Annotated in this window: 19 protein-coding genes and 1 riboswitch; of the genes, 7 read left to right on the top strand and 12 right to left on the bottom strand. The window is 66.3% G+C overall.

Going from position 1 to position 24171, the window contains the following annotated elements; translation table 11 throughout:
- Positions 1-59: 59 nt before the first annotated feature.
- Positions 60-2639: a tipN gene (locus BVE01S_RS06585; protein WP_066625754.1), complete on the bottom strand. Its 2580-nt coding sequence runs from the start codon at positions 2637-2639 to the stop codon at positions 60-62.
- A 137-nt stretch (positions 2640-2776) separates the two neighbouring features.
- Positions 2777-2959: a hypothetical protein gene (locus BVE01S_RS06580; RefSeq protein WP_039247996.1), complete on the bottom strand. Its 183-nt coding sequence runs from the start codon at positions 2957-2959 to the stop codon at positions 2777-2779.
- A gap of 157 nt (positions 2960-3116) precedes the next feature.
- Here BVE01S_RS06580 and BVE01S_RS06575 point away from each other — a divergent pair, with 157 nt between their 5' ends.
- Positions 3117-4595: a phospholipase D-like domain-containing protein gene (locus BVE01S_RS06575; RefSeq protein ID WP_066551664.1), complete on the top strand. Its 1479-nt coding sequence runs from the start codon at positions 3117-3119 to the stop codon at positions 4593-4595.
- Here the strand turns inward: BVE01S_RS06575 and BVE01S_RS06570 are convergent.
- The 5 genes from BVE01S_RS06570 to folD all read right to left on the bottom strand — a co-directional run bounded on the left by BVE01S_RS06570 (position 4580) and on the right by folD (position 8556).
- Positions 4580-5317 carry an endonuclease/exonuclease/phosphatase family protein gene (locus BVE01S_RS06570; protein ID WP_066625751.1) on the bottom strand — a complete coding sequence of 246 codons (738 nt, stop codon included), beginning with the start codon at positions 5315-5317 and terminating at the stop codon, positions 4580-4582. The two genes, BVE01S_RS06575 and BVE01S_RS06570, sit on opposite strands and share 16 nt — an antisense overlap.
- A gap of 72 nt (positions 5318-5389) precedes the next feature.
- Positions 5390-6067 carry a TPM domain-containing protein gene (locus BVE01S_RS06565; protein ID WP_240612087.1) on the bottom strand — a complete coding sequence of 226 codons (678 nt, stop codon included), beginning with the start codon at positions 6065-6067 and terminating at the stop codon, positions 5390-5392.
- Entirely contained in the window at positions 6067-6891 is an 825-nt protein-coding gene (locus BVE01S_RS06560) for a TPM domain-containing protein (RefSeq protein ID WP_084375319.1), read from the bottom strand. The genes BVE01S_RS06565 and BVE01S_RS06560 overlap by 1 nt, the downstream gene beginning before the upstream one ends.
- Entirely contained in the window at positions 6888-7571 is a 684-nt protein-coding gene (locus tag BVE01S_RS06555; protein ID WP_066625748.1) for a LemA family protein, read from the bottom strand. Before BVE01S_RS06555 ends, BVE01S_RS06560 begins: the two co-directional genes overlap by 4 nt.
- A 61-nt stretch (positions 7572-7632) precedes the next feature.
- Complete coding sequence (gene folD / locus BVE01S_RS06550) at positions 7633-8556, bottom strand: bifunctional methylenetetrahydrofolate dehydrogenase/methenyltetrahydrofolate cyclohydrolase FolD (protein WP_066625747.1); 924 nt, start codon at positions 8554-8556, stop codon at positions 7633-7635.
- A 91-nt stretch (positions 8557-8647) separates the two neighbouring features.
- Between folD and BVE01S_RS06545 the strand changes: the two genes are divergently transcribed.
- The gene (locus BVE01S_RS06545) at positions 8648-10546 is read left to right on the top strand and encodes a PPC domain-containing protein (protein WP_084375325.1); all 1899 of its coding nucleotides are present in this window, start codon (positions 8648-8650) and stop codon (positions 10544-10546) included.
- A 47-nt stretch (positions 10547-10593) separates the two neighbouring features.
- Positions 10594-10737, top strand: a riboswitch (yybP-ykoY riboswitch).
- A 27-nt stretch (positions 10738-10764) separates the two neighbouring features.
- Positions 10765-11337, top strand: a complete 573-nt coding sequence (locus BVE01S_RS06540; protein ID WP_066625738.1) for a manganese efflux pump MntP — start codon at positions 10765-10767, stop codon at positions 11335-11337.
- Positions 11338-11343: 6 nt separating this feature from the next.
- On the opposite strand, the gene hutH is transcribed toward BVE01S_RS06540, so the two are convergent.
- From hutH to hutG, 3 genes are read right to left on the bottom strand one after another with little or no spacing between them, the layout of a single operon-like run.
- Positions 11344-12873: a histidine ammonia-lyase gene (gene hutH / locus BVE01S_RS06535; protein ID WP_066625734.1), complete on the bottom strand. Its 1530-nt coding sequence runs from the start codon at positions 12871-12873 to the stop codon at positions 11344-11346.
- A 3-nt stretch (positions 12874-12876) separates the two neighbouring features.
- Positions 12877-14541, bottom strand: coding sequence for a urocanate hydratase (hutU, locus tag BVE01S_RS06530; protein WP_066625728.1), 1665 nt, complete (start codon positions 14539-14541; stop codon positions 12877-12879).
- On the bottom strand, positions 14538-15356 hold the full coding sequence (gene hutG, locus BVE01S_RS06525) for an N-formylglutamate deformylase (protein WP_066625725.1): 819 nt from the start codon (positions 15354-15356) through the stop codon (positions 14538-14540). The genes hutU and hutG overlap by 4 nt, the downstream gene beginning before the upstream one ends.
- Before the next feature lie 77 nt (positions 15357-15433).
- On the opposite strand from hutG, the gene BVE01S_RS06520 reads away from it, so the two are divergent.
- Genes BVE01S_RS06520 through BVE01S_RS06505 form a run of 4 tightly spaced genes read left to right on the top strand, consistent with a single transcriptional unit; the run spans position 15434 to position 22173 of the window.
- The gene (locus tag BVE01S_RS06520; protein WP_088582783.1) at positions 15434-16810 is read left to right on the top strand and encodes a formimidoylglutamate deiminase; all 1377 of its coding nucleotides are present in this window, start codon (positions 15434-15436) and stop codon (positions 16808-16810) included.
- Positions 16807-17532 carry a histidine utilization transcriptional repressor HutC gene (gene hutC / locus BVE01S_RS06515; protein WP_066625723.1) on the top strand — a complete coding sequence of 242 codons (726 nt, stop codon included), beginning with the start codon at positions 16807-16809 and terminating at the stop codon, positions 17530-17532. The genes BVE01S_RS06520 and hutC overlap by 4 nt, the downstream gene beginning before the upstream one ends.
- Complete coding sequence (gene hutI / locus BVE01S_RS06510) at positions 17529-18740, top strand: imidazolonepropionase (protein WP_066625720.1); 1212 nt, start codon at positions 17529-17531, stop codon at positions 18738-18740. The genes hutC and hutI overlap by 4 nt, the downstream gene beginning before the upstream one ends.
- A gap of 34 nt (positions 18741-18774) precedes the next feature.
- Positions 18775-22173 (top strand): class I SAM-dependent DNA methyltransferase, encoded by a 3399-nt coding sequence (locus BVE01S_RS06505; protein ID WP_066625717.1) that lies wholly within the window; start codon positions 18775-18777, stop codon positions 22171-22173.
- A gap of 3 nt (positions 22174-22176) precedes the next feature.
- On the opposite strand, the gene BVE01S_RS06500 is transcribed toward BVE01S_RS06505, so the two are convergent.
- The gene (locus BVE01S_RS06500) at positions 22177-22554 is read right to left on the bottom strand and encodes a response regulator (protein WP_066625716.1); all 378 of its coding nucleotides are present in this window, start codon (positions 22552-22554) and stop codon (positions 22177-22179) included.
- On the bottom strand, positions 22551-24047 hold the full coding sequence (locus tag BVE01S_RS06495) for a sensor histidine kinase (protein WP_244878363.1): 1497 nt from the start codon (positions 24045-24047) through the stop codon (positions 22551-22553). Before BVE01S_RS06495 ends, BVE01S_RS06500 begins: the two co-directional genes overlap by 4 nt.
- Positions 24048-24171: the final 124 nt, after the last annotated feature.

The raw sequence follows: 24171 nt of genomic DNA, 5'->3' as shown, positions 1-24171 counted from the left end.
ACAGTTCGGTGACGTGCAAGAGGCTGTAACTTCCCGACGCCGTCAAGTCCGCAAGAGTCTTAGCCCAGGTCGCCGACCGCCGCATCCAGCAACATGAAGGCGCGACCGCTGTCGGACGCCAGGCTGGACTGCACCGCCGCGCTGTCTCCGGCGCGGGCGGAAGCGTTCAGCATGACCGCAAAGTTGCGGACGTACCGTTCGGCGTCGGCGCGCAGTTCAGCGTCGCTGAGGACACGCCGAGACACGCTGCGGACAGCGGCCGGCGCGACGCGACGCACGATCTGGCGTGCGGCATCGGGGTCGCCATTGCTGAAGGCCCGAGCGGCCTCTTCGACGCGAGAGCGAGGCAGGAGGGCGTTGGGATCGACCCCCATGCGCCGGATGGCGGCGGCGACCCGGTCGGACAGGGCTTCGGCCTCGGCAGGCGAGGGGGAGGGCGTGTCCAGCTCCAGCGGCGCCTCGTTGTCGTCGTCGCCGTCGATCAGATCGCTCCAGTCCAGGCCCTTGTCCGCCGACGGCGGCGGCTCGGCGGGCTCGAGGCGCAGACGGCTGCGCAGACCGAACCGGCGCTCTTCGACGGGCGGCGAGGCGGAAGCCGTCGTGCGCTCGGTGCGGCGCTCGGGACGGGGCTCGGGACGGGCCTCGATCTCCGCAGCCGGCTCGCGACGACGCGCCGGCGTCGTATCGCCCGACACCACGCCCATCAGACGCACGGCTTCGGTCAGCATGTCGTAGTTCCGGCGCACGCGATCCTGGAAGCCGACATCCAGCGCCTCGGTGTCCTCGGCCGCCTTGCGCGAGGCGGCGGAAAGGGAGGCCAGGCCTTCCTCGACAGTGGCGCGCACGGCGTCGGCGCGGACGCGGGCTTCCTGAGGCAGGCGCGCGGCCCGTTCGTCGATGTCGGCGACGGCGGTGTCGATTTCTGACAAGGCGCTGTTGAGACGTGCCACCAGGGTTTCCAGGCGGCTGACCATCCGCTCGCCGGTCTCTTCGACCAGGCCGGACGTTTCGGTGACGATGCGGCGGGCGTCGGCGATGCGGGCGTCGGCGGCGGTGTCGGCCTTTTGGGCCGCGTCAAACAAGGATTCGCCCAGGCGGTCGGTGCGCAGACGCGCCTGTTCGGCGGCGTCGGCGGCGGCGGCGCGAGAATCCTCGGCCGTGGCGCGCATCTGCTCCAGGGCGCGGCGCGTCTCTTCCATCAGGGCGTCGCGCGCCTCGGCTGCCAGGGCCTCGAAGCGGTCGAGGGCGAGCTTGGTGGCGGAATCGAAGCCGTCGGCCTCGCGTTGCGACATGTCGACGAGAGCGCGGAACTGGTCGGTGGCCGCCTCGACCAGATCGCGCATGGACTCGACCGAGGTCTGGGTGGTGCGATCCAGATCGCCCGCGGCGCTGCGCGTGGCGGAGAGATGTTCGATCAGTTGAGCGCGCTGGCTTTCGACCTGAGCGGAGAAGTCCTCCTGATCGGTGCGCAGGGCGTACGCGGCGGTGACCAGGGCGGCGCGCTGCTGGCTGAGGCCTTCCTCGACGGACTGGATCTGCTCGGCGACGCCCGAACCGGCGTTCTCAAGTCGGATGGTCTGGCGCGCCAGATCGTCGGACGCCACGCGGGCGGCGTCCTGGGCTTCGCCTGCGGCGGCGGCGAGGTCGGCGGCGCGGGCGGCGAGGGCGGCCTCGGCTTCGCGAAGTTGCGCCTGAGCCAAATCAGAGGCGTCGGCGACCATGCGCGACTGACGCTCGACGGCGTCGATGACGCCCGACGCCTGCGTATCCAGATGGATGCCCAGGGTCTGCATCTGGTCGCGCTCGCGGCCCAGGTTTTCCGTGAGACGACGCGCGGTGCGGCCGGCGTTCTCGGCCGCCTCGTTCAGCCGCGTTGTCTCTTGGGCCAGCGCCTCTCGGAGCAGGGCCATATCGTTGCGTGCGCGTTCCGCCGCCAAAGTGGCGTGATCGATGTCGGAACGTAGCGACTGAAGCACCTCGCCGGTCTGCTGGGCAGCCAGGGCGGTCGGGGCGACGAGGGCCTCCGCCAGTTGCCGGGCGCGACGCGTCTCTGCGGCCAGACCGGCGCCCTGTCGGACGGCATGGGCCAGCATGATGGCCAGGCCCGCAGGGGCAAGGGCGATCAGGGCGTAGATGGCGATCCGCAGCGGATCCAGTTCCGCCCCGCCGGCGCCGAACTCGTAAGCAGCCCAGGACGCGACGCCGCCGATCCACAGGGCGGAGGCGACGCCTGCGATCACATAGGCGTGGCGCCCGGACGTCTCGGCCTGGGCCTTGGCTTGAACGGTTTTCACAGCGGGCGGTTTGGACAGCTCGAACGGCGCGGGCGGCTGACCGACGGCGACGGCCATATCGACAGGAGTCTCTGGCGTCGGTTTCGCATTGACGGGGGCGGCGCCGCGTTCGGCGGCAAGGGCGCGTTCCTCGGCCTGCCGCTGCTCTTCCAGCAGGCGACGGCGACGCCGTTCCGACATTGGCGGCTCGAACGTCGGCTGCACGATTTCGAAATCGGGCTCGGGGATCGGGTCGAGCGGCGGTGTCGCCTCTTGGACCGGCATTTCATCTGAAGTCGAAAGCTCGACCGGCGCGACGGCCTCGTCGTCGGTCAGCTTCAGAGGCGGCCGTTTGGGAGACTTCATAAGCTCAAAAACTCGATCTCTACGCGGGCGTCCGACAGCGCCGAGGAAACTCTAGAGCATGATCGATGCGGACGAAACCGACTCAAGCCCGCAACCTGTCGATGAAGCGCGTCATGCAGCGCAAAGCGCCGCAGCGTTCAGCAGTCGCGCTTGGATTCGGAAAGCAGCGTGGCGTTGGAGCCGGTGTCACGACACTCCACCACACGACGCACTTCGCGGTCGCCGTGGTTGGGGTTGTGGGTGTCGACGCCGAACTGCGTCAGGACGGCGGCGGCCAGCAGGGCGATGAAGCCAGCGATCAGTTCGACAAGCGCCTGCATTCTACCCTCCCTCGCAGCCTGTATGGCTACGCTCCTTATGCGCCAAATCGGCGAACGTCACAATCCCGCCCTGAAAGATTGACCGAAGGACACGCGCGTGGAACGGAGGATGCAGGCGCTTCGACACCATGTCACGCGAATCAGACAGATAGGTCGCATGACTTTAGCCGGCGACAGTTACGAAGGCAGTCTGCTGGAGCCGGGGCCTGCCCTGTGGACGTCCGCCGTCGCGCACCGCTTTTCCGTGCTGATGGAAAACGAGGCCTATTTCGACGCCCTCTCGTCTGCGATTCACAAGGCCCAACGCTCCATCGTGCTGCTGGGATGGCAGTTCGATCCACGCACCCATCTGGATCCGGAAACGCGACCCGGCGACAAATCGGCGGAAATCGGTCGCCAGCTGCGGATGCTGGTCAAGAAGAAGCCGGACCTAGATGTGCGACTGCTCATCTGGAAATCGCCGCTGCTGATCGCCGCGTCGCAAGGCTTCTATCCGCACAAGGCGCAGCGCTGGTTCCGTAAGCGGATGGTGGAGTTCCGGCTTGATTCCCCCGGTCCGATCGGCGCCTGTCATCACCAGAAGGTGGTTGTCATTGACGACAAGGTGGCCTTCTGCGGCGGCGGCGACATCTCCACCGATCGCTGGGATTCCGACGAACATCTGGACGGCGACCCGCGCCGCGCCCTGCCTAGCGGCCTGATCTGCAAGGCGCGTCACGAGGTGATGAGCGTGATGGACGGCCCTGCGGCGCGTGCGCTGGGCGATCTGGCGCGCGAACGCTGGTTCAAGGCGACGTGGGAGCGCACCATCCCGGACGAGGTCGAGGACGATCCCTGGCCCGACGGCGTGCCGGTGCAGATGACCGACGTGCCCGTCGGCATCGCCCGCACCGAGCCGAAATGGTCGGGGCGGCAGGAGGTGCGCGAGAGCGAAGCCTTGCACCTGGAATCAATTCGGCGCGCCAAACGGCTGATCTATATCGAGAACCAGTATTTCACCTCGCCGGTCATCGCCGCCGCATTGGCCGAACGACTGGCCGAAGTGGATGGACCGCAAGTCATCGTCATCTCGACCGCCAAGAGCCCGAGTTGGTTCGACAGCATGACTATGGACACGGCCCGGGCCGAGGTGCTGCACCGGCTGGAGCAGGCGGACAAATACAACCGCTTCTTCGCCTTCGCCCCGCTGACCGCCGACGGCGACCGGATCATCGTCCACGCCAAGGTGACGATCATCGATGATCGGCTGCTGAGGATCGGGTCCACAAATCTCAACAACCGGTCGATGGGCCTGGATACAGAATGCGACATCGCCGCCGAGCCTGTCGATGCGGCCGGTCGAGCCTTCATCACGGCGCACCGTCACCGGACGATCGCTCACTGGCTGGGCGTTGCGACGGAAGACTATGCGGCGGTCGAGGGCGTCTTCGGCTCGGTGGGGCAGGCGATCTGCAACTTCGAAACCGATCGGCTGAAGCCGCTGGGCTCGGAGCCGCCGACGCGTATCCAGCGGATGTTCGCCGAATGGCAGTTGGGCGACCCGACGTCGTCCAGCGACGCCTGGCGGCCTTGGAAGCGTCTGAACCGCTCCCAACGCACGCGACCAGCGTCCGAGGGCGGTCACGCGCCGGGTTGAACGACCTCGAAATCGACGATCAGCGGCAGGTGGTCCGATGCGATGCGGGCCAGGGGCGAGAAGGCGGATCGCACCGCGCGGATGCGGATATGCGGGCTGACGAAACAGTGGTCGATGCGGATGGCGGGGAAGGCCGACGGGAAGGTTTTTACGCTGGGCTTCTGGCCCAACTGACGCTGGCAGTCCTGCAGGGTGCGACACAGGGTCTGATAGGGGCGGGTGATCGAAGTGGCGTTGAAATCGCCGGCCAGCAGGATCGGTCCGTCGCATCCGCCGACCCAGCCGGATCCGGCCAACGCGGCGGCTTGAAGCCGCTGCTCGCGCGGAACCAGACCCAGGTGGGTGTTCATGACGTTGACGGCCGTGCCGTCGATCTCGATTTCCGACCAGATCGCCCCGCGCGGTTCCAGGCCCGGAATGCCGCTCACGGTCGGCAAGGCGCCGGCGCGGATCAGCCGTTCGGGATGCGGGGTCAGGATGGCGTCGCCGTACTGTTCCGCCTCGACCCGCATCGCTGGATGGAAACGCGAGGTCATGGCCAGACCGTCGGCGATCGCCTCGGCCTGATCGACCCCGCCCGTGCGCGCTCGGCCGACGTCCAGTTCCTGCAGGCAGACAATGTCCGGCTCGAACTCGGCGATGACGGCGACGATCCGGCCGACATCCAGACGGCGATCCGTGCCGACACAGCGGTGGACATTGTAGGTAAGAAGGCGAGGCATGAGGTGGCGGCTGTTTGAACGTTGACCGTGGGCTAGGCCTTCTGGCGCGCGAATGCGACCCCGATGCGACGATCAGAGCAGGATCAGATGATCGGGCAACTCATTGCGGTTGTCGGCGCGCGGTGGAAAGTGGCGGGCCAGAACCTCGCCGCATAGGGCGACGGCGGCGGCGAAGCCATCGACGGGGCGGTCGGCGCGCAGTTCGCGGGTCAGTGCCGCGACGGCCTGGGCCCAGGCGTCCTCGTCGACCTTGGCGTAGATGCCCTCATCGGCGATCAGTTCGACCTGATGTTCATCCAGGGCCGCGAAGATCAGGACGCCCGTGCGCTCCTCCGTGACATGGACGCCGTGCGCCAGGAACTGCTGCAAGGCGGCCTCCCTCACACGGCCGCGCCTGACGCCGGCCGGGGTCACCAGACGACGCACAGCCGGAATACGGGTCAGCAGAAAGACGCCGACGAAGACGATGGCCTGCGACAGGGCGTAGAGGCCCAGCGCCTGCGCCGTCGTGGCGTCCTGCGCGACCTGGTGGGCCGCTTCCCAGCCGTCGCCGGGCCAGCGAAGATCCAGCACGAACGGAACGAAGACGATCGGGGCCACAAGCGCCATCGCCGCCGCCCAGGCCAGGCTGACGTCCACATAGGTCGAGACACGACGCGCGACGACGCAGAAGATTTCGCCCGATGTCTGACGCTCGGCGGCCGCTATGGCTTCGGCGATGCGGGTGCGGTCGTTGTCCGTGATCTGCATCACCATCCCCCCGAGGCGCCGCCGCCGCCGAAACTGCCGCCGCCGCCGCCGAACCCGCCCCCGCCGAAGCCGCCGCCGCCGCCCCAACCGCCGCCGCCTCTGCCGGAGTTCCGCAGCGCCTCTGACGCGGCCCACAGCAGGACCGAGCTGACATTGCTGCGTCGTCCGCGCCCGGACCGCATGGCGATCAAGAAGATGAACAGGAAAAGCCCGGCGATGATGACCAGCGGGATGACGGATTCGCCTTTGGTGTCGGCTTGCTCGGTCGCGGCGGCCTGGGCGCGCGCCTGCGCCTCCGCCGGGTCGAGCGACAGCTGGGAGATCAGGGCGTCGACGCCCTTGATCACCCCAGCCTGGTAATCGCCGTCTCGAAACGACGGCAGGATGTCGTTGCGAATGACCTGAGACGAGAAGGCGTCAGTCAGAATGGGCTCCAGCCCATAGCCGACCTCGACGCGGACCTTGCGTTCATTCGGCGCGACGATCAGCAGGGCGCCGTTATCGTTCTCCTTCTGACCGATGCCCCAGGCGCGACCCAGCTGATAGCCGTAGTCCTCGATCTCCTGATCCTGGAGGCTGTTGACCGTCACGACGACCAACTGGTCGGTGGAACTGGCCTCCAGCGCCGCGAGCTTTTCGGTCAGGGCCTGTTCCGTCGCCGGATCGAGCAGATTGGCCTGATCGACCACGCGGCCGGTCAGCGGCGGAAAGTCGATCTTGCTCTGCGCGGCCGCCGGAAGGACGAGCAGCAGCGCGATGAACAGGCCGAAGATGAGGGCGGCGACGCCCGGCGAACGCCGCGCCGCCGCTTGAAGGGTCGTCACTGGGCGGGCGGGGTCGCGCCCGGCGTTACGGCCGGTGCGCCGCCGCCGGGCGCCGAGGCGTTGGCGGGCGGGGCGTTCAGGTTGAAGTTGACTTGCGGCGCCGATTGGGCGGCGGCGGTGGCGGTGAACAGCTGCATCGGCTGCGAACCGCCATGCAGGGTCTTGGCCCAGATCACCTGCGGGAAGGTGCGCAGGGTCGTGTTGTAGTCGCGAACGGCCTCGTTGTAGTCGCGGCGCGCGATCTGGATGCGGTTTTCAGTCCCTTCCAGTTGCGACTGCAGGGTCAGGAAGTTCTGGTTGGCCTGAAGTTGCGGATAGGCCTCGACCGTCACGAGCAAGCGCGACAGGGCGCCGGACAGCTGGCCCTGGGCTTCCTGATACTGCTGGAAGGCCTGCGGATTATCGAGGTCGTCGGCCGAGACATTGACCGAGGTGGCGCGGGCGCGGGCGTTGATGACGTCCGTCAGGGTGGTACGTTCCTGAATCGCGGCGCCTTGCACGGTCGCGACCAGATTGGGAATCAGGTCGGCGCGGCGCTGATACTGGCTCTGCACATCGGCCCAGGCCGCCTCCGCGCGTTCCTGCTTGGTCGGAATGGTGTTGTAGCCGCAACCCGCCACGGCGGGGACGATTGTTAGAGCGCCGGTCAGAGCGACGGCGCGAGCGTTGAAGCGGACCATGACATCTCCCGTTCGGCGATAGCGCCGTGGGGCGGGACTATTCACCGGCCCAATGAATGCATCAAGCGTCCAATGGCTCCGGTTGGATATTGTTGAGGCGGCAGGCGGCCGAATAGGTGTTGGCCAACAAACAGGCGATGGTCATGGGGCCGACGCCGCCCGGCACCGGCGTGATGCGGCCCGCGACCTCGACCGCTTCCTTGAAAGCCACGTCGCCGACGACGCGGGTCTTGCCCTCGGCGGCCTTGACGGGATCGGCTGACGGGACGCGGTTGATACCCACGTCGATGACGGTCGCGCCCGGCTTGATCCAGTCGCCCTTGATCATCTCGGGCCGACCGACGGCGGCGACCAGAATGTCGGCGCGGCGGCAGACCTCGGGCAAATCCCGCGTGCGCGAGTGGGCGATGGTGACCGTGCAGCTTTCGCCGAGCAGCAGTTGCGCCATCGGTTTGCCGACGATGTTGGAACGGCCGACGATGACGGCGTTCAGGCCCGACAGATCGCCGAGTTGATCCTTCAGCAGCATCAGACAGCCCAGAGGTGTGCAGGGGACCAGACCCGGCAGACCGACGGCCAGACGACCCGCATTGACCATGTGAAAGCCGTCCACATCCTTGTCCGGCGAAATGGCGTCCAGAACCACCGTCGCGTCGATGTGGGCGGGCAGGGGCAGTTGGACCAGGATGCCGTGGATGCCCGCATCCGCATTCAGCTGAGCGATCAGGGCCAGCAGCTCGTCCTGGCCGGTCGATTCGGCCAGGCGGTGGGTATCGGAGCGCATGCCGGCTCGCAGCGTCGTCTCGCCCTTGTTGCGGACGTAAATCTGGCTGGCCGGATCCTCGCCGACGATGACGACGGCCAAGCCGGGTTTGACGCCGTGCGCGGCCTCCAGCCGGGCGACGGCCGCGCCGACGCGTTCCACCAGGGCGGCCGAGAAGGCCTTGCCGTCGATCAGGGTCGCAGGCGTGGATTGGGCCGACATGGCAGCTCCGTCTGGTGGGAAATCAGGATGGCGCGATTTACAGCCGTCACGGTTCGGCGTCTATGATCCGCAGCCTATGCTGGAGGAATTCATGAACCGTCCGTCGCTCGCCGCCGCTGTCAGCACCCTGGCCCTTTTGTGGGCGGTCGCGCCGGCCGTGGCCCAGGACGCGCAGTCTCTGCGCATCGGCGCCAACGTGACCGGCGCCCTGACGGATGGCGACGCCAAGGCGGCGGATGACGAATATCGCTACGACGACTATCGGTTCGAGGCGCGGGCGGGGCAGCGGCTGGAAGCTACGCTGAGATCGGACGCTTTCGACGCATATCTGGAAGTCTACGACGACGGCGCAGCGGGCGAGCCGCTGGCGTCCGACGACGACGGGTTGGGGGACGGCACCAATGCGCGGCTGCGGTTCACGCCTGACCAGGCGGGGACCTATGTTCTGAGGGCCCGGACGTTGAGCGGACTGGACGGTGGCGACTATCGTCTGTCGTTGCAGGAACGCCCGGCGCCGCCGCGTGCGCCGCGACCCGGCGGCATTCGTGTCGGGGCGACCCAGAGCGGCGAACTGACGACGCGCGATCCTGAGCAGGAAGACGGCGGCCGCTATGACGCCTACGCCTTCCGCGCCAATGCCGGCGATCGGTTTGTCGTGACGCTGGACTCCGAGGCCTTCGATCCCTTGGTGCGGGTGGGGCGGATGAACGGGCCCGATTTCATCGAGATCAGCTCGAACGATGACGCGCCCGGCGGCGGGCTGAATTCCCGGTTGACTTTCACGGCGCCGACAGCCGGCGAATATGTGATCCGGGCTACGTCGCTGGAAGACGGGCTGGGTCGCTACGAATTGGGCCTGGCCGAGGCGCCGCCCGCGCCGCCGTCAAAGCCCATCGCGATCGGTGACGAGATCAAGGGCGAACTGGGCTCGGACAGCGCCACAAATGATGGCGGCCAGCGCGCGGAGACCTATCGCTTCACCGGGACGAACGGCCAGCGCGTCGCCATCGAGATGAAGTCGAGCGACTTCGACGCCTATCTGACGCTTCGCCGTGCTTCGGATGATACGGTTTTGGCGGAGGACGATGACGGCGCCGGCTCGGGCACCGACGCCCGCATCGCGCGCACGCTGGAAGCCGACGGCGACTACATCATCGAGGCGCGCGGGTTCAGCGACGAGGCCGAGGGCGACTATACGCTGAAGCTGACCGAAACCGCGCCGCCGCCGCCGCCGACCACGGCGACCCTGGGTCAAACCGTGGAGGGCGAGATCACCGACGAGGATCCCCAAGGCGACGATGGCAAACGCTATGACGCCTACGTCTTTTCCGGAACCGAAGGACAGCGCGTCCAGGCGATCCTGCGGTCCGGCGATTTCGACGCCTATCTGGAGATCGGCAAGGCCGACGGTGAGTTCGAGGCCCTGGCCAGTGATGACGACGGCCTGGCCGAGGGCACCGATTCAAGGCTGAACTTCACCCTGCCGTCGGACGGGAACTATGTGGTCCGCGCCATGCCGCTGGATGCGGAAGGCAAGGGCCTCTATTCACTGGAGCTGCTGGATCGCGGGCCAGAGCCCAAGCCCGGCAGCCTGCTGATCGGGTCGACCGTGCGCGGAACCCTGTCGAACAGCGCCGCGCTCAGCGACGAAGGCGCCTTTTTCGACGCTTACCGCTTCCAGGCCAAGAAGGACGAGAAGCTGCGTCTGACGATGGTGTCGAACGCTTTCGACTCCTTCATCGATCTTGGCAAGGAAGACGAGGACGGCGATTTCACCAGCCTGGCCACCGACGACGACAGCCTGTCCGACGCGCACGCCAAGCTGGATTGGACCGCGCCGGATGACGGCTGGTACGTCGTGCGCGCCCGCGCCTATGGGCCCAACCAGATGGGCGCCTATGCCCTGACGGTCGAGCGCCAACCGGCCGGCGCATCGACCTCGGCGCGCGATGATGCGCCCGCCGCGACGGCGCCCAAGTCGGGCACATGATCGACCTGTGAGGTTGCCAAGCGCAGGAAGCGGCGTGTAGAGAGCCGCCTCCTGTTGGGGAGTAGCTTCCGGCGTTCGTCGTCGGGATCGCGTCAACATACTCGCGCTTCGGCGCGTGGCGCGATCAGCGGAACCACCGCCTAGCGAGACCAGCGTGTCCTGACGCCGCGACCGGCCGGTGCAGGACCGCTGTCACGCGTCCGGTCGAGTGCTGTCCCATGACCCCAGGCGCCATCGCCATTCTCTCGCTCAGCATGTCCACGGACGCCTTTGCAGCCGCCGTCGGACGCGGGGCGTCGCATCGACCCGCCGTCAAGGACGCCGTAAAGGCCGGCTTGGTCTTCGGCGTCATCGAGGCGATCACGCCCCTGATCGGCTGGGGATTGGGCATCATCGCCGCCGGCCTGGTTGAGAAGGTGGATCACTGGATCGCCTTCACCCTGCTGCTGATCGTCGGCGGCAAGATGATCTGGGAAGGCGTTCAACCGCGGGGCGCGGGCGAGGATGAGGCGCAGCGCCGGTCCGGCCCGTGGGCGCTTGTGGCGACGGCGGTCGGAACCAGCATCGACGCTGCGGCCGTGGGCGTGGGTCTGGCCTTCATCGGGGCCAATATCTGGGTGATCGCCGCCTCGATCGGCTTCACCACCTTTGTGTTGACCACCATCGGCATGCTGATCGGCAAGGCCGTAGGCACGCGCTTCGGCAAGACGGCCGAGATCATCGGCGGCGTGGCCCTGATCGGTCTGGGCACGGCCATCCTGCTGGAACACCTGGGCGTTCTCGGCGGCTGAGCGGGATCAGGCCGAAGGCAGCAGGTCCGCCGCAAAGGGTCGGTAACGACCCGCGCGCACGGCGTCGGTTGCACGGGCGATGTCCGGGGCGAAATAATGGTCGCTGGCATAGGGGGCGGCCGCTTCTCGCACGATGGCGAAGACCTGTTCCAGCGTCGGCGAGCTGGTCAGCGGCCTATGGAACTCCAGTCCCTGCGCCGCCGCCAGAAGCTCGATACCGACCACTGTCGCCGTATTCTCGGCCATGTCCAGCAGGCGGCGGGCGCCGTGGGTGGCCATGCTGACGTGATCTTCCTGATTGGCGCTGGTGGGCACGGTGTCCACGCTGCACGGATGAGCGACCATGCGGTTCTCGGCGATCAGGGCCGCAGCCGTCACCTGGGCGATCATGAAGCCGGAGTTCAGGCCGCTTTCCTTGACCAGAAAGGCCGGCAGTTCGCTCATCTTGGGATCGACCAGAATCGAGGTGCGACGTTCCGAAATATTGCCGATCTCGCACAGAGCCATGGCGATCTGATCGGCAGCGAAAGCAACGGGTTCGGCGTGGAAGTTGCCGCCCGAAATGACGTCGCCATCCTCGATGAAGACCAGCGGATTGTCGGTGACGGCGTTCGCTTCGCGCGCCAGCGTGGCGGCGGCGCTGGTTAGCACATCGAGGATCGCGCCCATGACCTGGGGCTGGCAGCGCAAGGAGTAGGGGTCCTGAACCTTGGAGCAGTCGTCGCGGTGACTGTCGCGGATGGCGGAGCCCGCCATCAGCTCGCGCAGGCGGGCGGCGACGGCGATCTGGCCTGGTTGGCCGCGCAGGGCGTGGATGCGATGATCGAAGGGGGCGTCGGACCCTTTCAGCGCATCGACCGACAAGGCGCCGGCGGCAATCCCGGCGGCAAACGCCGCCTCGGCCGCGAATAGACCCGCCAAGGCCAGCGCCGTCGAACATTGGGTGCCGTTAAGCAGGGCCAAGCCTTCCTTCGGGCCGAGCGTGAGCGGCAAAAGCCCGACCTTGGCCAGAGCCGCTTCGGCCTCCAACGTCTCGCCGTTCAGCCGCGCCTCGCCCACGCCGATCAGGACGCAGGACATATGGGCCAGCGGCGCCAAATCGCCCGAGGCGCCGACCGATCCCTTGGACGGAATGCAGGGCAGGATGTCCGCGTTGACAAGAGCAATCAGGGCCTCCAGCGTCTCACGCCGAACGCCAGAGGTGCCACGCGACAGACTGGCGATCTTCAGCACCATCAGAAGACGGGTCACCGCATCCGGCAGCAGCGGCCCGACCCCGCAGGCGTGGCTGAGAACCAGATTACGCTGCAGCGTCTCCAGATCCTCAGGCGCGATGGAGGTGTTGGCCAGCAGGCCGAAGCCCGTGTTGACGCCGTAGACGGTGCGCCCCTCGGCCACGATGGCGGCGATGGTCGCTGCGCCTCGGTCCACATCGGTCCAGGCGGTGGGCGTCAATGAGACGGTAGCGGGCCCCTCCAGCACCGCACGAAGCTGCGCCAAGGTGAGAGGTGATTGGCCGAGGGTGATCGCGGTCATGGCTCAGGCCTTCAGGCTGGGAAGGTTCAGTTCGTGCTCGCGCGCGGCCGCGCGGGCGATCTCATAGCCGGCGTCGGCGTGACGCATGACGCCCGTGGCGGGGTCGTTCCACAGCACCCGCTCAAGCCGTTGCGCGGCTTCCGGCGTCCCGTCCGCGACGATGACGACGCCCGAGTGCTGAGAATAGCCCATGCCGACGCCGCCGCCGTGGTGCAGCGACACCCAGCTGGCGCCCGAGGCCGTGTTCAGCAGGGCGTTCAGCAGCGGCCAGTCGGACACGGCGTCCGATCCGTCCACCATGGCCTCGGTCTCGCGGTTCGGGCTGGCGACCGAGCCGCTGTCGAGATGATCGCGGCCGATGACGATCGGCCCCGACAGTTCGCCCGACGCCACCATGTCGTTGAACATCAGACCGGCGCGGTGGCGATCACCCAATCCGATCCAGCAGATGCGGGCGGGAAGGCCTTGAAAGGCAATGCGCTCGCCCGCCATGTCGAGCCAGCGGTGCAGACCTGCATTGTCGGGGAACAGGCGCTTCATCGCCGCGTCTGTCTTTCTGATATCTTCCGGATCGCCGGTCAGGGCCGCCCAGCGGAACGGACCGATCCCCCGACAGAACAGCGGGCGGATGTAAGCGGGCACGAAGCCGGGGAAGTCGAAAGCATTCGTCACGCCCGCGTCGAAGGCGACCTGACGGATGTTGTTGCCGTAGTCGGTGGTCGGAACGCCCATCGCCTGGAAGTCCAGCATGGCCTTCACATGAGCGGCGATGGAGGTGCGCGCGGCGGCGGCGACGCTGCTGGGTTCGCTGACGCGCTTGTCTTCCCACTCCGCGACGGTCCAGCCCGAGGGGAGGTAACCGTTGATCAGATCGTGCGCGCTGGTCTGGTCGGTAACCAAATCGGGCCGGATGCCGCGTCGGACCATTTCAGGCACCAGATCGGCTGCATTGCCCAACAGGCCGATCGACAAGGGTTTCTTGTCCCGGAACGATTGCTCCAGCAGCGCCAAGGCCTCGTCCAGGGTTTCGGCCATGACGTCGACGTAGCGCGTCCGCATACGGAACTCGATCCGGCTGCGTTGGCATTCGATCGTGATGCACGAAGCCCCCGCCATGGTCGCGGCCAGGGGCTGGGCCCCGCCCATGCCGCCCAGGCCTGCGGTCAGGATCCACTTGCCCGACCAGTCGCCGCCGTAGTGCTGGCGGCCGGCCTCCATGAACGTCTCGTAGGTGCCTTGGACGATGCCTTGCGTGCCGATGTAGATCCACGACCCGGCGGTCATCTGGCCATACATGGCCAGACCCTTGCGATCGAGTTCGTTGAAATGCTCCCAGGTCGCCCATTTGGGCACCAGGTTGGAGTTGGCGATCAGCACGCGCGGGGCGTCGGCATGCGTGCGGAAGACGCCGACCGGCTTGCCCGATTGCACCAGCAGGGTCTCGTCGGCTTCGAGCGTCTTCAGCGTCTCCACGATCCTGTCGAACGCCGCCCAATCCCGCGCCGCCTTGCCGATGCCGCCATAGACGACGAGGTCCTGCGGCCGCTCGGCCACCTCGGGATCGAGGTTGTTCATCAGCATGCGCATGGCCGCCTCGGCGGCCCAGGTCTTGGCGGTCTTTTCCGGTCCGCGCGGGCTGCGGACGATCCGTGCGTTGGGCGTGTTCATCGTTGGCTCTCGGCGAAGGCGATGCAGGCGGTCAGGACGCGGCGCAGATGACCGCGCAACGGCTCGGTCCGATCCGGCTCATAGGGGCTGGGCCAGTTGTCGGGCGACACCGGGCCGGTTGGATCGAGGATGTAGCCCCGGTCCGCCAGTTCCATCTGGATGGCGTGAAGACCGGCCTCGGGACGGCCGTAGTGGCGCGTGGTCCACCCGCCCTTGAAGCGGCCGTTGACGACCACGCTGTCGCCGCTGGCCGTGCAGGCGACCGCGACGGCTTGGGTCAGACTGCGCGCGCACGTGGCGCCGTCGTTGTCGCCGATGTTGAACTGCGGCAGTTCGCCCTCGAACAGGCGCGGCACGACGGACCGGATGGAATGGGCGTCGTAGAGAACCACCGGGCCGGAGCTGCGCAGTCGATCCAACTGGCCCTGCAGGGCGGCGTGATAGGGATCGAACCAAGTCGCGCGTCGCTCGGCGATTTCGGCCGCGTCGGGTTCTTGGTCTGGGCGATACAGCGGCTCGCCGTCGAAGGTTTCGGTCGGACACAGGCCGGTCGTGGTCATGCCGGGATAGAGGGAGACGCCCGACGGATCGCGATTCACGTCGATGACACTGCGCGACACGCCCGTTCGCACCAGGGTCGCGCCCATGTTGATCGCGAAGTCGTACAATCGATCCACCCACCAGTCTGCGTCCTTGCGGGCCAGCCAGGATGAGGTCATCCGCGCCTCGATGGCGGGCGGAATGTCGGTCCCCGTGTGCGGCAGGCCGATCACCAGCGGCGCCGAACCTTCGTGGATGGTCAGCCAGTCCTGCATCCGTTCGGCCTCCCTCGCCAAATCGATCCACCGTGGTATGTCTAGACATATTGATCGTAACGACACGGACCTGTCCAGTGACCCTTCAGCCGCAGCCTGTGGATCGCACCCTATGGTTCGAGGCAGCCCTCTTGCCGGATGGATGGGCGCAAGATGTGCGGATCGGCGTGGCTGGCGGACGGATTGTCAGTCTGGAAACAGACGTTGCGCGCAGCCCGGCGGACGAAGGGGGCGGTGTCGCCCTGCCGGGCGTCGCCAATGTCCACAGCCACGCCTTTCAGCGCGCCATGGCGGGCCTGACCGAGGCGAGGGGGCCTTCGGACGACGACTTCTGGACGTGGCGCGAGCTGATGTACCGTTTCCTGGATCGGGGCGGTCCGGAAGAGATCGAGGCCATCACCGCTCTGGCCTTCATGGAAATGCTGGAGGGCGGCTTCACCCGCGTCGCCGAGTTCCATTATCTGCACAACGACCCGTCGGGCGCGGCCTATTCGGACCGGGCCGAGATCGCCGCGCGGATCGTGACGGCGGCGCAGGCGACGGGCATTGCCCTGACCCTGCTGCCGGTTTTCTACGCCCATGCCGGGTTCGGCGGACAGCCGCCGGCGCATGGACAGCGGCGTTTCATCAACGATCTGAACGGATTCGCCGATCTGGTCGCGCAATGCCAGATCCTGACCGCCGATCTGCCCGACGCCGTGGTCGGGGTGGCGCCGCACAGTCTGCGCGCGGTCAGTCCGGATGAACTGACGGCCATGCCTTCGCTGGCGGGCGATGGGCCGATCCATATCCATGTGGCGGAACAGACCAAGGAGGTCACGGACTGCCTGGCCTGGTCGGGCGCGCGGCCGGTCGAATGGCTCCTGGCCAATGCGCCGATCGATCCGCGTTGGTGCCTGATACATTCCACCCATGTGACTGAGGCCGAGTGGCGCGGCGTCGTCGCGCGCGACGCCGTCGTCGGCCTGTGCCCGATCACCGAGGCCAATCTGGGCGACGGCGTCTTCCCGGCGGTCGATTTCACGCGCGCCGGCGGGCGGTTCGGCATCGGGACCGATTCCAACGTGCAGATCGGCGTCGCCGAGGAACTGCGAATGCTGGAATACAGTCAGCGGCTGGCGCTGCGCGGTCGCGCCGTCATGGCGGACCCTGAACGCTCGACGGGCCGCGCCTTGTTTGATCGCGCGCTGGCGGGCGGCGTTCAGGCGACGGGCGCGGCGTCGGGTCTGAGCGTCGGGGCGTCGGCGGACATCGTATCGCTGGATACAAGCGGCGTCGCCTTTGCGGGACGGTCGGGCGATGCAGTGCTCGACAGCTGGATCTTCGGCGCGCCGACGGGCTCGATCCGTTCGGTGTGGCGAGCGGGCCGCGAGGTCGTGAAAGACGGCCGCCATATCGCCCGAGACGGCATCGAGGCGCGCTATCGCAAGGCCCTGTCGGCGGTGTTGGGGTGAGCCTGCATCGCCGCATCTATGCCGATCTTGAGGGGCTTATCCTGTCCGGCGAGCTATCGCCCGGCGACCGCATTCCATTCGAGCATGAGCTGACCGAGCGCTACGGCTGTTCGCGCATGACGGTGTCCAAGGCCATTTCGGAACTGGCGGGGCGGGGGCTGGTGACGCGCCGACGTCGCGCCGGCACCTTCGTCGCCCAACCCAAGGCCCACGCCGCCGTCCTGGCTATTCCCGACCTGCGGGCCGAGGTGATCGAGCGCGGGCAGGCTTACGGCTATGTCCTGCTGGAGCGGATCGCACGCAAGCCGGACGGTGAGGACGAAATCGAACTGGCATCCGGTGGTCTTCTGCTGGACCTGACCTGTCTGCACAGCGCCGACGGCGCGCCGCTGGCTTTGGAACACAGGCTCATCGCGCTCGGCGCGGCGCCTCAAGCCATAGACGTCGATTTTCATACGGTTCCGCCGGGAAGCTGGCTGCTGGACTCGGCGCCCTGGACCGAGGCTGAGAACCGCATTTTAGCGATCGCGGCGGACGCCCGCGCTGCCCGCCTACTGCAACTTAAGACCGGCGCCGCCTGTCTGTGCGTCGAGCGGCGGACATGGCGGGACGGGCAGGGGGTGACGCGGGTGTGGCAGATCTTTCCGGGCGACCGCTACGATTTGGTGGCGCGCTTCTCGTCCGCCCATTCACCCGTTCTGGCAAAGGAGCCTCGCCGATGAAGGCCGATCGTCTGCTGATCGATTGCCATGTCGCCACCATGGCCGAGGGACCGATCCCTTATGGCGCCATCCGGGACGCCGCCGTGGTCGTCGCCGATGGCCGCATCGCCTGGGTAGGGCCACGCGCTGACCTGCCGGCCGTGGAAGCGGCTGAAACCGAGCGGCTGGACGGGCGATGGATCACGCCTGGCCTGATCGACTGCCACACCCATCTGGTGTTCGGCGGCGACCGTTCGGCCGAGTTCGAACAGCGGCTAGGCGGAGCGACATATGAGGAGATCGCGCGTGCAGGCAGGGGCATCGTCTCATCCGTGAAGGCCACACGCGCCGCGTCGGAGGATGACCTGTTCGCGTCCGCCATGACGCGGTTGGCGGGGCTGAAGGCCACCGGAGTCACCACCGTCGAGATCAAGTCCGGCTATGGTCTGGACCTTGAGACGGAGCTGAAGATGCTGCGCGTCGCGCGCAGGATCGGGCGCGAGGGCGGGGTGCGTGTCTGTACCAGCTATCTCGGTCTGCATGCCGTGCCGCCTGAGTATCGCGACGACCGGGCGGCCTATGTCGACCTGGCCATCGACCACATCCTGCCTGCCGCCCATGCCGAAGGTCTGGTTGATGCGGTCGACGCCTATCGCGAACCCATCGCCTTCTCGACTGCAGAAGTGTCGCGTCTCTTCGACAAGGCGCGCGTTCTATGTCTTCCGGTGAAGCTGCATGCCGACCAGTTGTCGAACGGCGGCGGTGCGGCCTTGGCGGCGCGCTATCAGGCTCTGTCCGCCGATCACATCGAACATGCGAGCGAGGAAGGCGTCGCCGCCATGGCCGCAGCCGGGGGGGTCGCCGTCCTGCTCCCCGGCGCCTATTTGATGCTGCGCGAGACCCAGGCGCCGCCCGTCGATCTGCTGCGCCGCCACGGCGTGCGCATGGCCGTCGCCACCGACTGCAATCCCGGCACCTCGCCCGTCACTTCCATGACCGCCGCGCTCAACCTCGCCTGTGTTCAGTTCCGCCTGACGCCAGAAGAGGCTTTGGCCGGCGCAACGCGGGAGGCGGCGCGGGCGCTGGGGGTGCTGGCCGAGATTGGGACGCTCGAAGCCGGAAAGGCGGCCGACCTTGCGATCTGGGATATCTCGCGACCGGCCGAGCTTTGTTACTGGCTGGGCAAGCCCTTGCTTAACGCTGCATACAGAGACGGAAAACACGTATAGATTGCGTTCAGGAATCGAACCATAGATTGTCTGCATGGGCGCAGAACAATCAGACGATGTCGAAGGCTTCATCAAACATTGGTCCGCTGCGCCGATCAGCGAACGCGACCACTATCAGACCTTCATCATTCAGCTCTGCCGCCTGATCGGCGTCCCCGCGCCGGACGACGAACGCGCGGGCGATCTGGACTATTGCTTCGAGCGGCCGATCCGCTTTCATCACGACAATGGCCAGACGACGGCGGGCTGGATCGATTGCGCCAAACGGGACTGTTTCGTCCTGGAAGCCAAACAGTCGCGCAAACGCCGCGACGGAGGTCCGCTGGACCCCGCCGCGCAACTGGCTTTATTGGGCAAGTCCGCCGGAAAGGCGCATGCGCCGTCGATGGAGGCGCTCGATCGCGTGATGCGGGTCGCCAAGCGGCAGGCTGAAAACTACGCCAAGGCCTTGGCCGAATGGCCGCCGTTTTTGATCACGGTGGATGTCGGACGGTCGATCGAGCTGTGGTCGGACTTTGCGAGGCAGGGCAAGATCTATGCGCCGTTTCCAGATCGGGCGGGCTATCGGATCACGCTAGACCAACTGCGCTCGCCCGAGGTTAGAGAGCGGCTGCGCCGGGTCTGGACCGATCCGATGTCGCTCGATCCGGCCGCCCGGTCGGCGGCGGTTACGACGGAAATCGCAAAGTCTCTGGCCTGGTTGGTAAAGTCGATCAACGGTCGGCGACAGGCCGGGCTTGGGCCAGTCGATCGCGCCGCGCAGGCGAGCAAGACCGCGCGTTTCGTGATGCAGTGCATCTTCGCCATGTTCGCGGACAGCGTCGGCCTGATCGAGCGGCGCAGCTTTCTGAGCTTGCTCGAAAGCTACCGCGGGGAGTCGGAACGCTTCCACCAGGGCGCGCGGTCGTTGTTCGTGGCGATGGATCAGGGCGGCTATTGCGTCGCCACCCGCCAACACATCCGCCGGTTCAACGGCGGCCTCTACAGCGCGGTCGACACGCTGCCCATCGAGGAAGGCGAGTTGGAGGCCTTGATTGCTGCGGCGAAGAGCGACTGGACCGACGTCGAGCCAGCCATCTTCGGAACCCTGCTGGAGCAGGCGCTAGACCCGGCTGAGCGGGCCGAACTGGGCGCGCATTACACGCCTCGCGCCTATGTCGAGCGCCTGATCGCGCCGACGATCATGGAACCGTTGCGCGCGGATTGGGAGGCGGTGGAGGGCGAAGCCGTTGCGGACTTCATGCAGGGCGATGTCCTCAAGGCGCGTCGCCGCCTGCACGCGTTTCATGATCAGCTGTGCAAGACGCGCGTGCTGGATCCCGCCTGTGGCACGGGCAATTTTCTCTATGTCGCCATGCGGATGATGAAGGAGCTGGAAGAGGAAATCTTCAGCGCCCTGGGAGAGATGGGCGAGCATCAGGGCGTGCTCGCTTTCGACGGGCGGGTGGTCAGCCCCGAGCAATTCTATGGGATAGAAAAGAACGCCAACGCCGCCTGGATCGCCGAGATGGTCATGTGGATCGGCCATCTTCAGTGGCACTTCCGCATATCCGGCGCGCCGATGCCGTCGGAGCCCATCCTCAAGAACTTTCGTACCATCCGACACGCCGACGCCCTGCTGGAGTTCTCGCGCGTCGAGATGGTCCATGGACGTGATCAGCCCGAGCGAGAGCGAGTTCGCTATATCGACCCGCGCCCCACACCTTGGCCGGACGTTGAATTCATCGTCGGCAATCCGCCCTTCATTGGCGGCAAGGGCCTGAGACGAGAGCTGGGCGACGGTTACGTCGATGCCCTTGCAGCCATACGGGGCGGCCGATTTCTTTCCGCAGACCTGGTCATGGCCTGGTGGGATAGGGCAGCGGAAATCCTGATCGAGCCAGATACGCGGTTGCGGCGCTTTGGGTTCATCACCACCAATTCGATCACCCAGACCTTCTCGCGACGCGTGATCGAACACCATCTGGCCAAACGACCGCCGATCAGGATTGTCTTCGCCATCGCGGACCATCCGTGGGCCAGAGGCGTGGGATGCGCTGACGTCAGGATCGCCATGTCGGTCGCCGAGCGGGGCGAGCCGGACGGCCAGGGACGATGGCTGAGGGTCAAGGATGCGGATGCCACGACGTTCGAGGAGCGTCACGGCGACATCGGCGCGGACCTGATGCTGGACAGTCGACTGATGCGCGTTCGACAGCCGAAGGCCAACGCGGTGCTGGCCTATCGCGGCGTGCAGCTGATGGGCTCGGGTTTTCAGGTCACGTCAGAGAAGGCCGAACGCCTTCTATCCGGCTCAGACCCGCAGGCGCCGTCGCCGGTTCGCGACTATCAGAATGGCCGAGATCTGGCGGATCGATCACGCGGGCTGCAGGTCATTGATTTCTTCGGCTGGGACGAAGGCGAGGCGCGTCGTCGGCATCCGCTGCTGTTTCAGCATCTGCTGGAGACGGTGAAGCCGGATCGGGATCGCAACAACCGGGCGGCCTATCGCGACAACTGGTGGATCTTCGGAGAGCCGCGTCGTGATCTGCGCGACGCCCTGGAGGGATTGAGCCGCTTTATCGTCACCATAGAAACCGCCAAACATCGCTGGTTTAGATTCATGGATGCCGCCACCTTGCCGGACAACAAGCTGGTGGTGATCGCCAGCGATGATCCGTTCGTGCTTGGCGTCTTGTCTTCGCGCCAGCATCGCGCATGGTTCGCCGCCAACGCCGGCCGCATCGGCGAATACGAACGCGAGGCCGTCTATGTGAAAGGCGCCTGTTTCGACACCTTTCCATTTCCGGATGCAGGCGCCGCCTTGGCGGCAGAGATCGGCGTCCTGGCTGAAGAACTTGATGCCGTAAGGGGTACCGTCCTGCGCCACAGCGACGCCTTGACGATGACCGGCCTTTACAACGCCAGAGCAAGGATAGGCCTGGGCGATCACGGGTCGGACGCTGAACGTGCGATCGACGACCAGGGGCGCGTCGGCATCATCGACCATCTGCATCAGCGCCTCGATCAGCTGGTCGCCAAGGCCTATGGCTGGCCTGACGACCTGGCGGACAGGCAGATCGTCGAGCGCCTGATCCAGCTGAACCAGGCCAGGGCTGAGCAGGAGGCGCAGGGCGACATCCACTTCCTGCGACCGGATTATCAAGCCGGCAAGGTGCGCCAAGGGACTGCAAGACCGACGCAGCCTCTTCTACCGACATCGAGGCAGAAGGCCCTGTTTCCCGAACAACCCGGCGTTCTGGCGTCCAGCCTGCTCTCAATCCTGCGCCGACAGGGCGTTCCGATGTCGCCGACCGAACTGATGGACGAGTTCGAGGGCAGTCGGCCGCGTGCGAAGCGGCTGATTACACATACGCTCACGGTGCTGGCCGTCGCAGGGTCCGTGCAGACTACCGATGAAGGATGGTTCGCGCCGCGGCGGATGCCGAGTTAGGGGTCAGGCCTCGGCGACGCCCATGGCCTTCATCAGGGCGTCGCGGATGGCGGCTTCAGTGAAGGGCTTCTGGATCGTGGGCTGGCCGCGCCATTCGTCGGGCAGACCGCCTTCGCCGTAGCCGGTTGAAAAGACGAACGGCACGCCGCGTTCCTTCAGCGCCTCGGCCACGGGAAAGACCTGCCGGCCAGCGACGTTCACGTCCAGCAGGGCGGCGTCGAGATTTTCCGTCTCTCGAGCCAGTTTTTGACCGTCGTCCACATTGGAGGCGGGGCCTATCGGCACGCATTCCATGTCTTCCAGAATCGTTTCCAGAAGCATGGCGACGAGCGACTCGTCCTCGACCACAAGGACACGGCGACCGGTCAGAGGTTGAGTCATTGTGCGGCCGTCCTGTCCAGTGGAACCGTCAGTTCCGCGATCAATCCATCCGGGGCGTAGACCAGATCGATCTCGCCCGCCAGATCATGTCGAATGTTTCGTTCAATCAAACGGCTACCGAAGCCTCTTCTGTCCGGAGCCGTAACTTTGGGGCCGCCAATTTCGCGCCAGCTCAGCTTGAGTTTGCGGTCGCGCTGATCCGCCAGACCCCAGTCGATGAGGATGCGACCGTCCGGCGTATGCAGCGCGCCGTATTTGGCGGCATTCGTCGCAAGCTCATGGAAGATCATGCCCAGAGACAGAACGACGGCCGGCTCCAGCGCCACCGGTGGTCCATTCAGGCTTATGCGGGTCGGCCCGTAAGCTTCAGTCTCATGTTCCAAGATGGCGCGCAGGTCGGCGCCCTCCCAATGGCTTTGCGTCAGCAGATTGTGGGTGTGCGACAGGGCCATGATCCGGGACTGGAAGGTCTCGGCGAAGCTGGCCGGGTCGGTGTTGGAACGGGCCGTCTGGATCGCGATGGATTGCACCGTGGCCAAGGTGTTCTTCACGCGGTGATTCAGTTCGTCGATCATCAACTTCTGGCGCTGGGCGGCCAGGACGTTCTCGGTGATGTCGTGGCCCTGAACGAAGATGCCCACGACCGCGCCTGAGTCGTCGCGGATCGGTTGATAGATGAAGTTGAGATAGACGGTTTCGAGCAGCCCGTCGGGCTTGCGCTGCAGCTGCGCTGCGCTCTCGCGGCCTTCATAGGGTTCGCCTGTGGCGAAGACGCTGTCGAGAAACTCGTAGAAGCCTTGGCCTTCCAGTTCTGGCAGGGCCTGCCTGACGGGCTTGCCGGCGATGTCCCTATGGCCGATCAGCTGGCTGTAGGCGTCGTTGTGCATCTGGAAACGGTGATCTGGCCCCGACAGGATGGCGACGAAGCCGGGTGCCTGCATGAACATTTCGACAAGCCGATTGCGCTCGGTTTCCAGGCGACGATTGTCCTCCTGCACCGACTGGGCGCGACGCAGGACGGAGCCGCCTACGATGGCGTCCAGCGCGGTGGTCGGCTCATCCGGGCGGATGACGGGCGCCAGATCCGTCACATCCGTGGTGTGCTGAAGCAGCATGACCACGTCGCCGTCGGCGTTCAGGATGGGCATATGGGTGGCGCTCCAAAGGCGCTCTTCGAAAATCTCGCTGCCGTCCGGCTGGGCTCGGGGCATTGAAAAGCGCACGACCGCTAGGTGATCGCGTTGTCGGGTGTCGCGCGCCTTTTCCAGTGAAGCACGGACTTGGCGGACGTTCTCTGGGGCGTCCGAGCCAGGACCCGAGTCAAAAGCGGCAAAAAGAGGTTGGCCCAAAACTTCGCTGCGCTTGGCGCCCGTGACATCCATATAGGCCTGGTTGACCTCGGCGATCCGAAGGTCAGGCGTAAGCAGCACATAGGGATTGGGCGAGGCCTCGAAGGCCGCGCCCAGATCGACGGTCAGGTCGCTTGATTTCACTGTTTCGTTCAACGCCTACCCCGCACAGCTTGGCGATAACGCGCCACATCGAAATCGGTTCTCTCACCGTGTGTCGTGATCTGTGATCGCAAGATGATTGGCGCGCCGCCGTAATTTGCTAATC

The sequence above is a fragment of the Brevundimonas vesicularis NBRC 12165 genome (assembly GCF_001592205.1).
In the GTDB taxonomy this organism is placed as follows: domain Bacteria; phylum Pseudomonadota; class Alphaproteobacteria; order Caulobacterales; family Caulobacteraceae; genus Brevundimonas; species Brevundimonas vesicularis.
The sequence above is the reverse complement of the archived record's forward strand: the minus strand, read 5'-3'. Positions and strand labels throughout refer to the sequence as shown.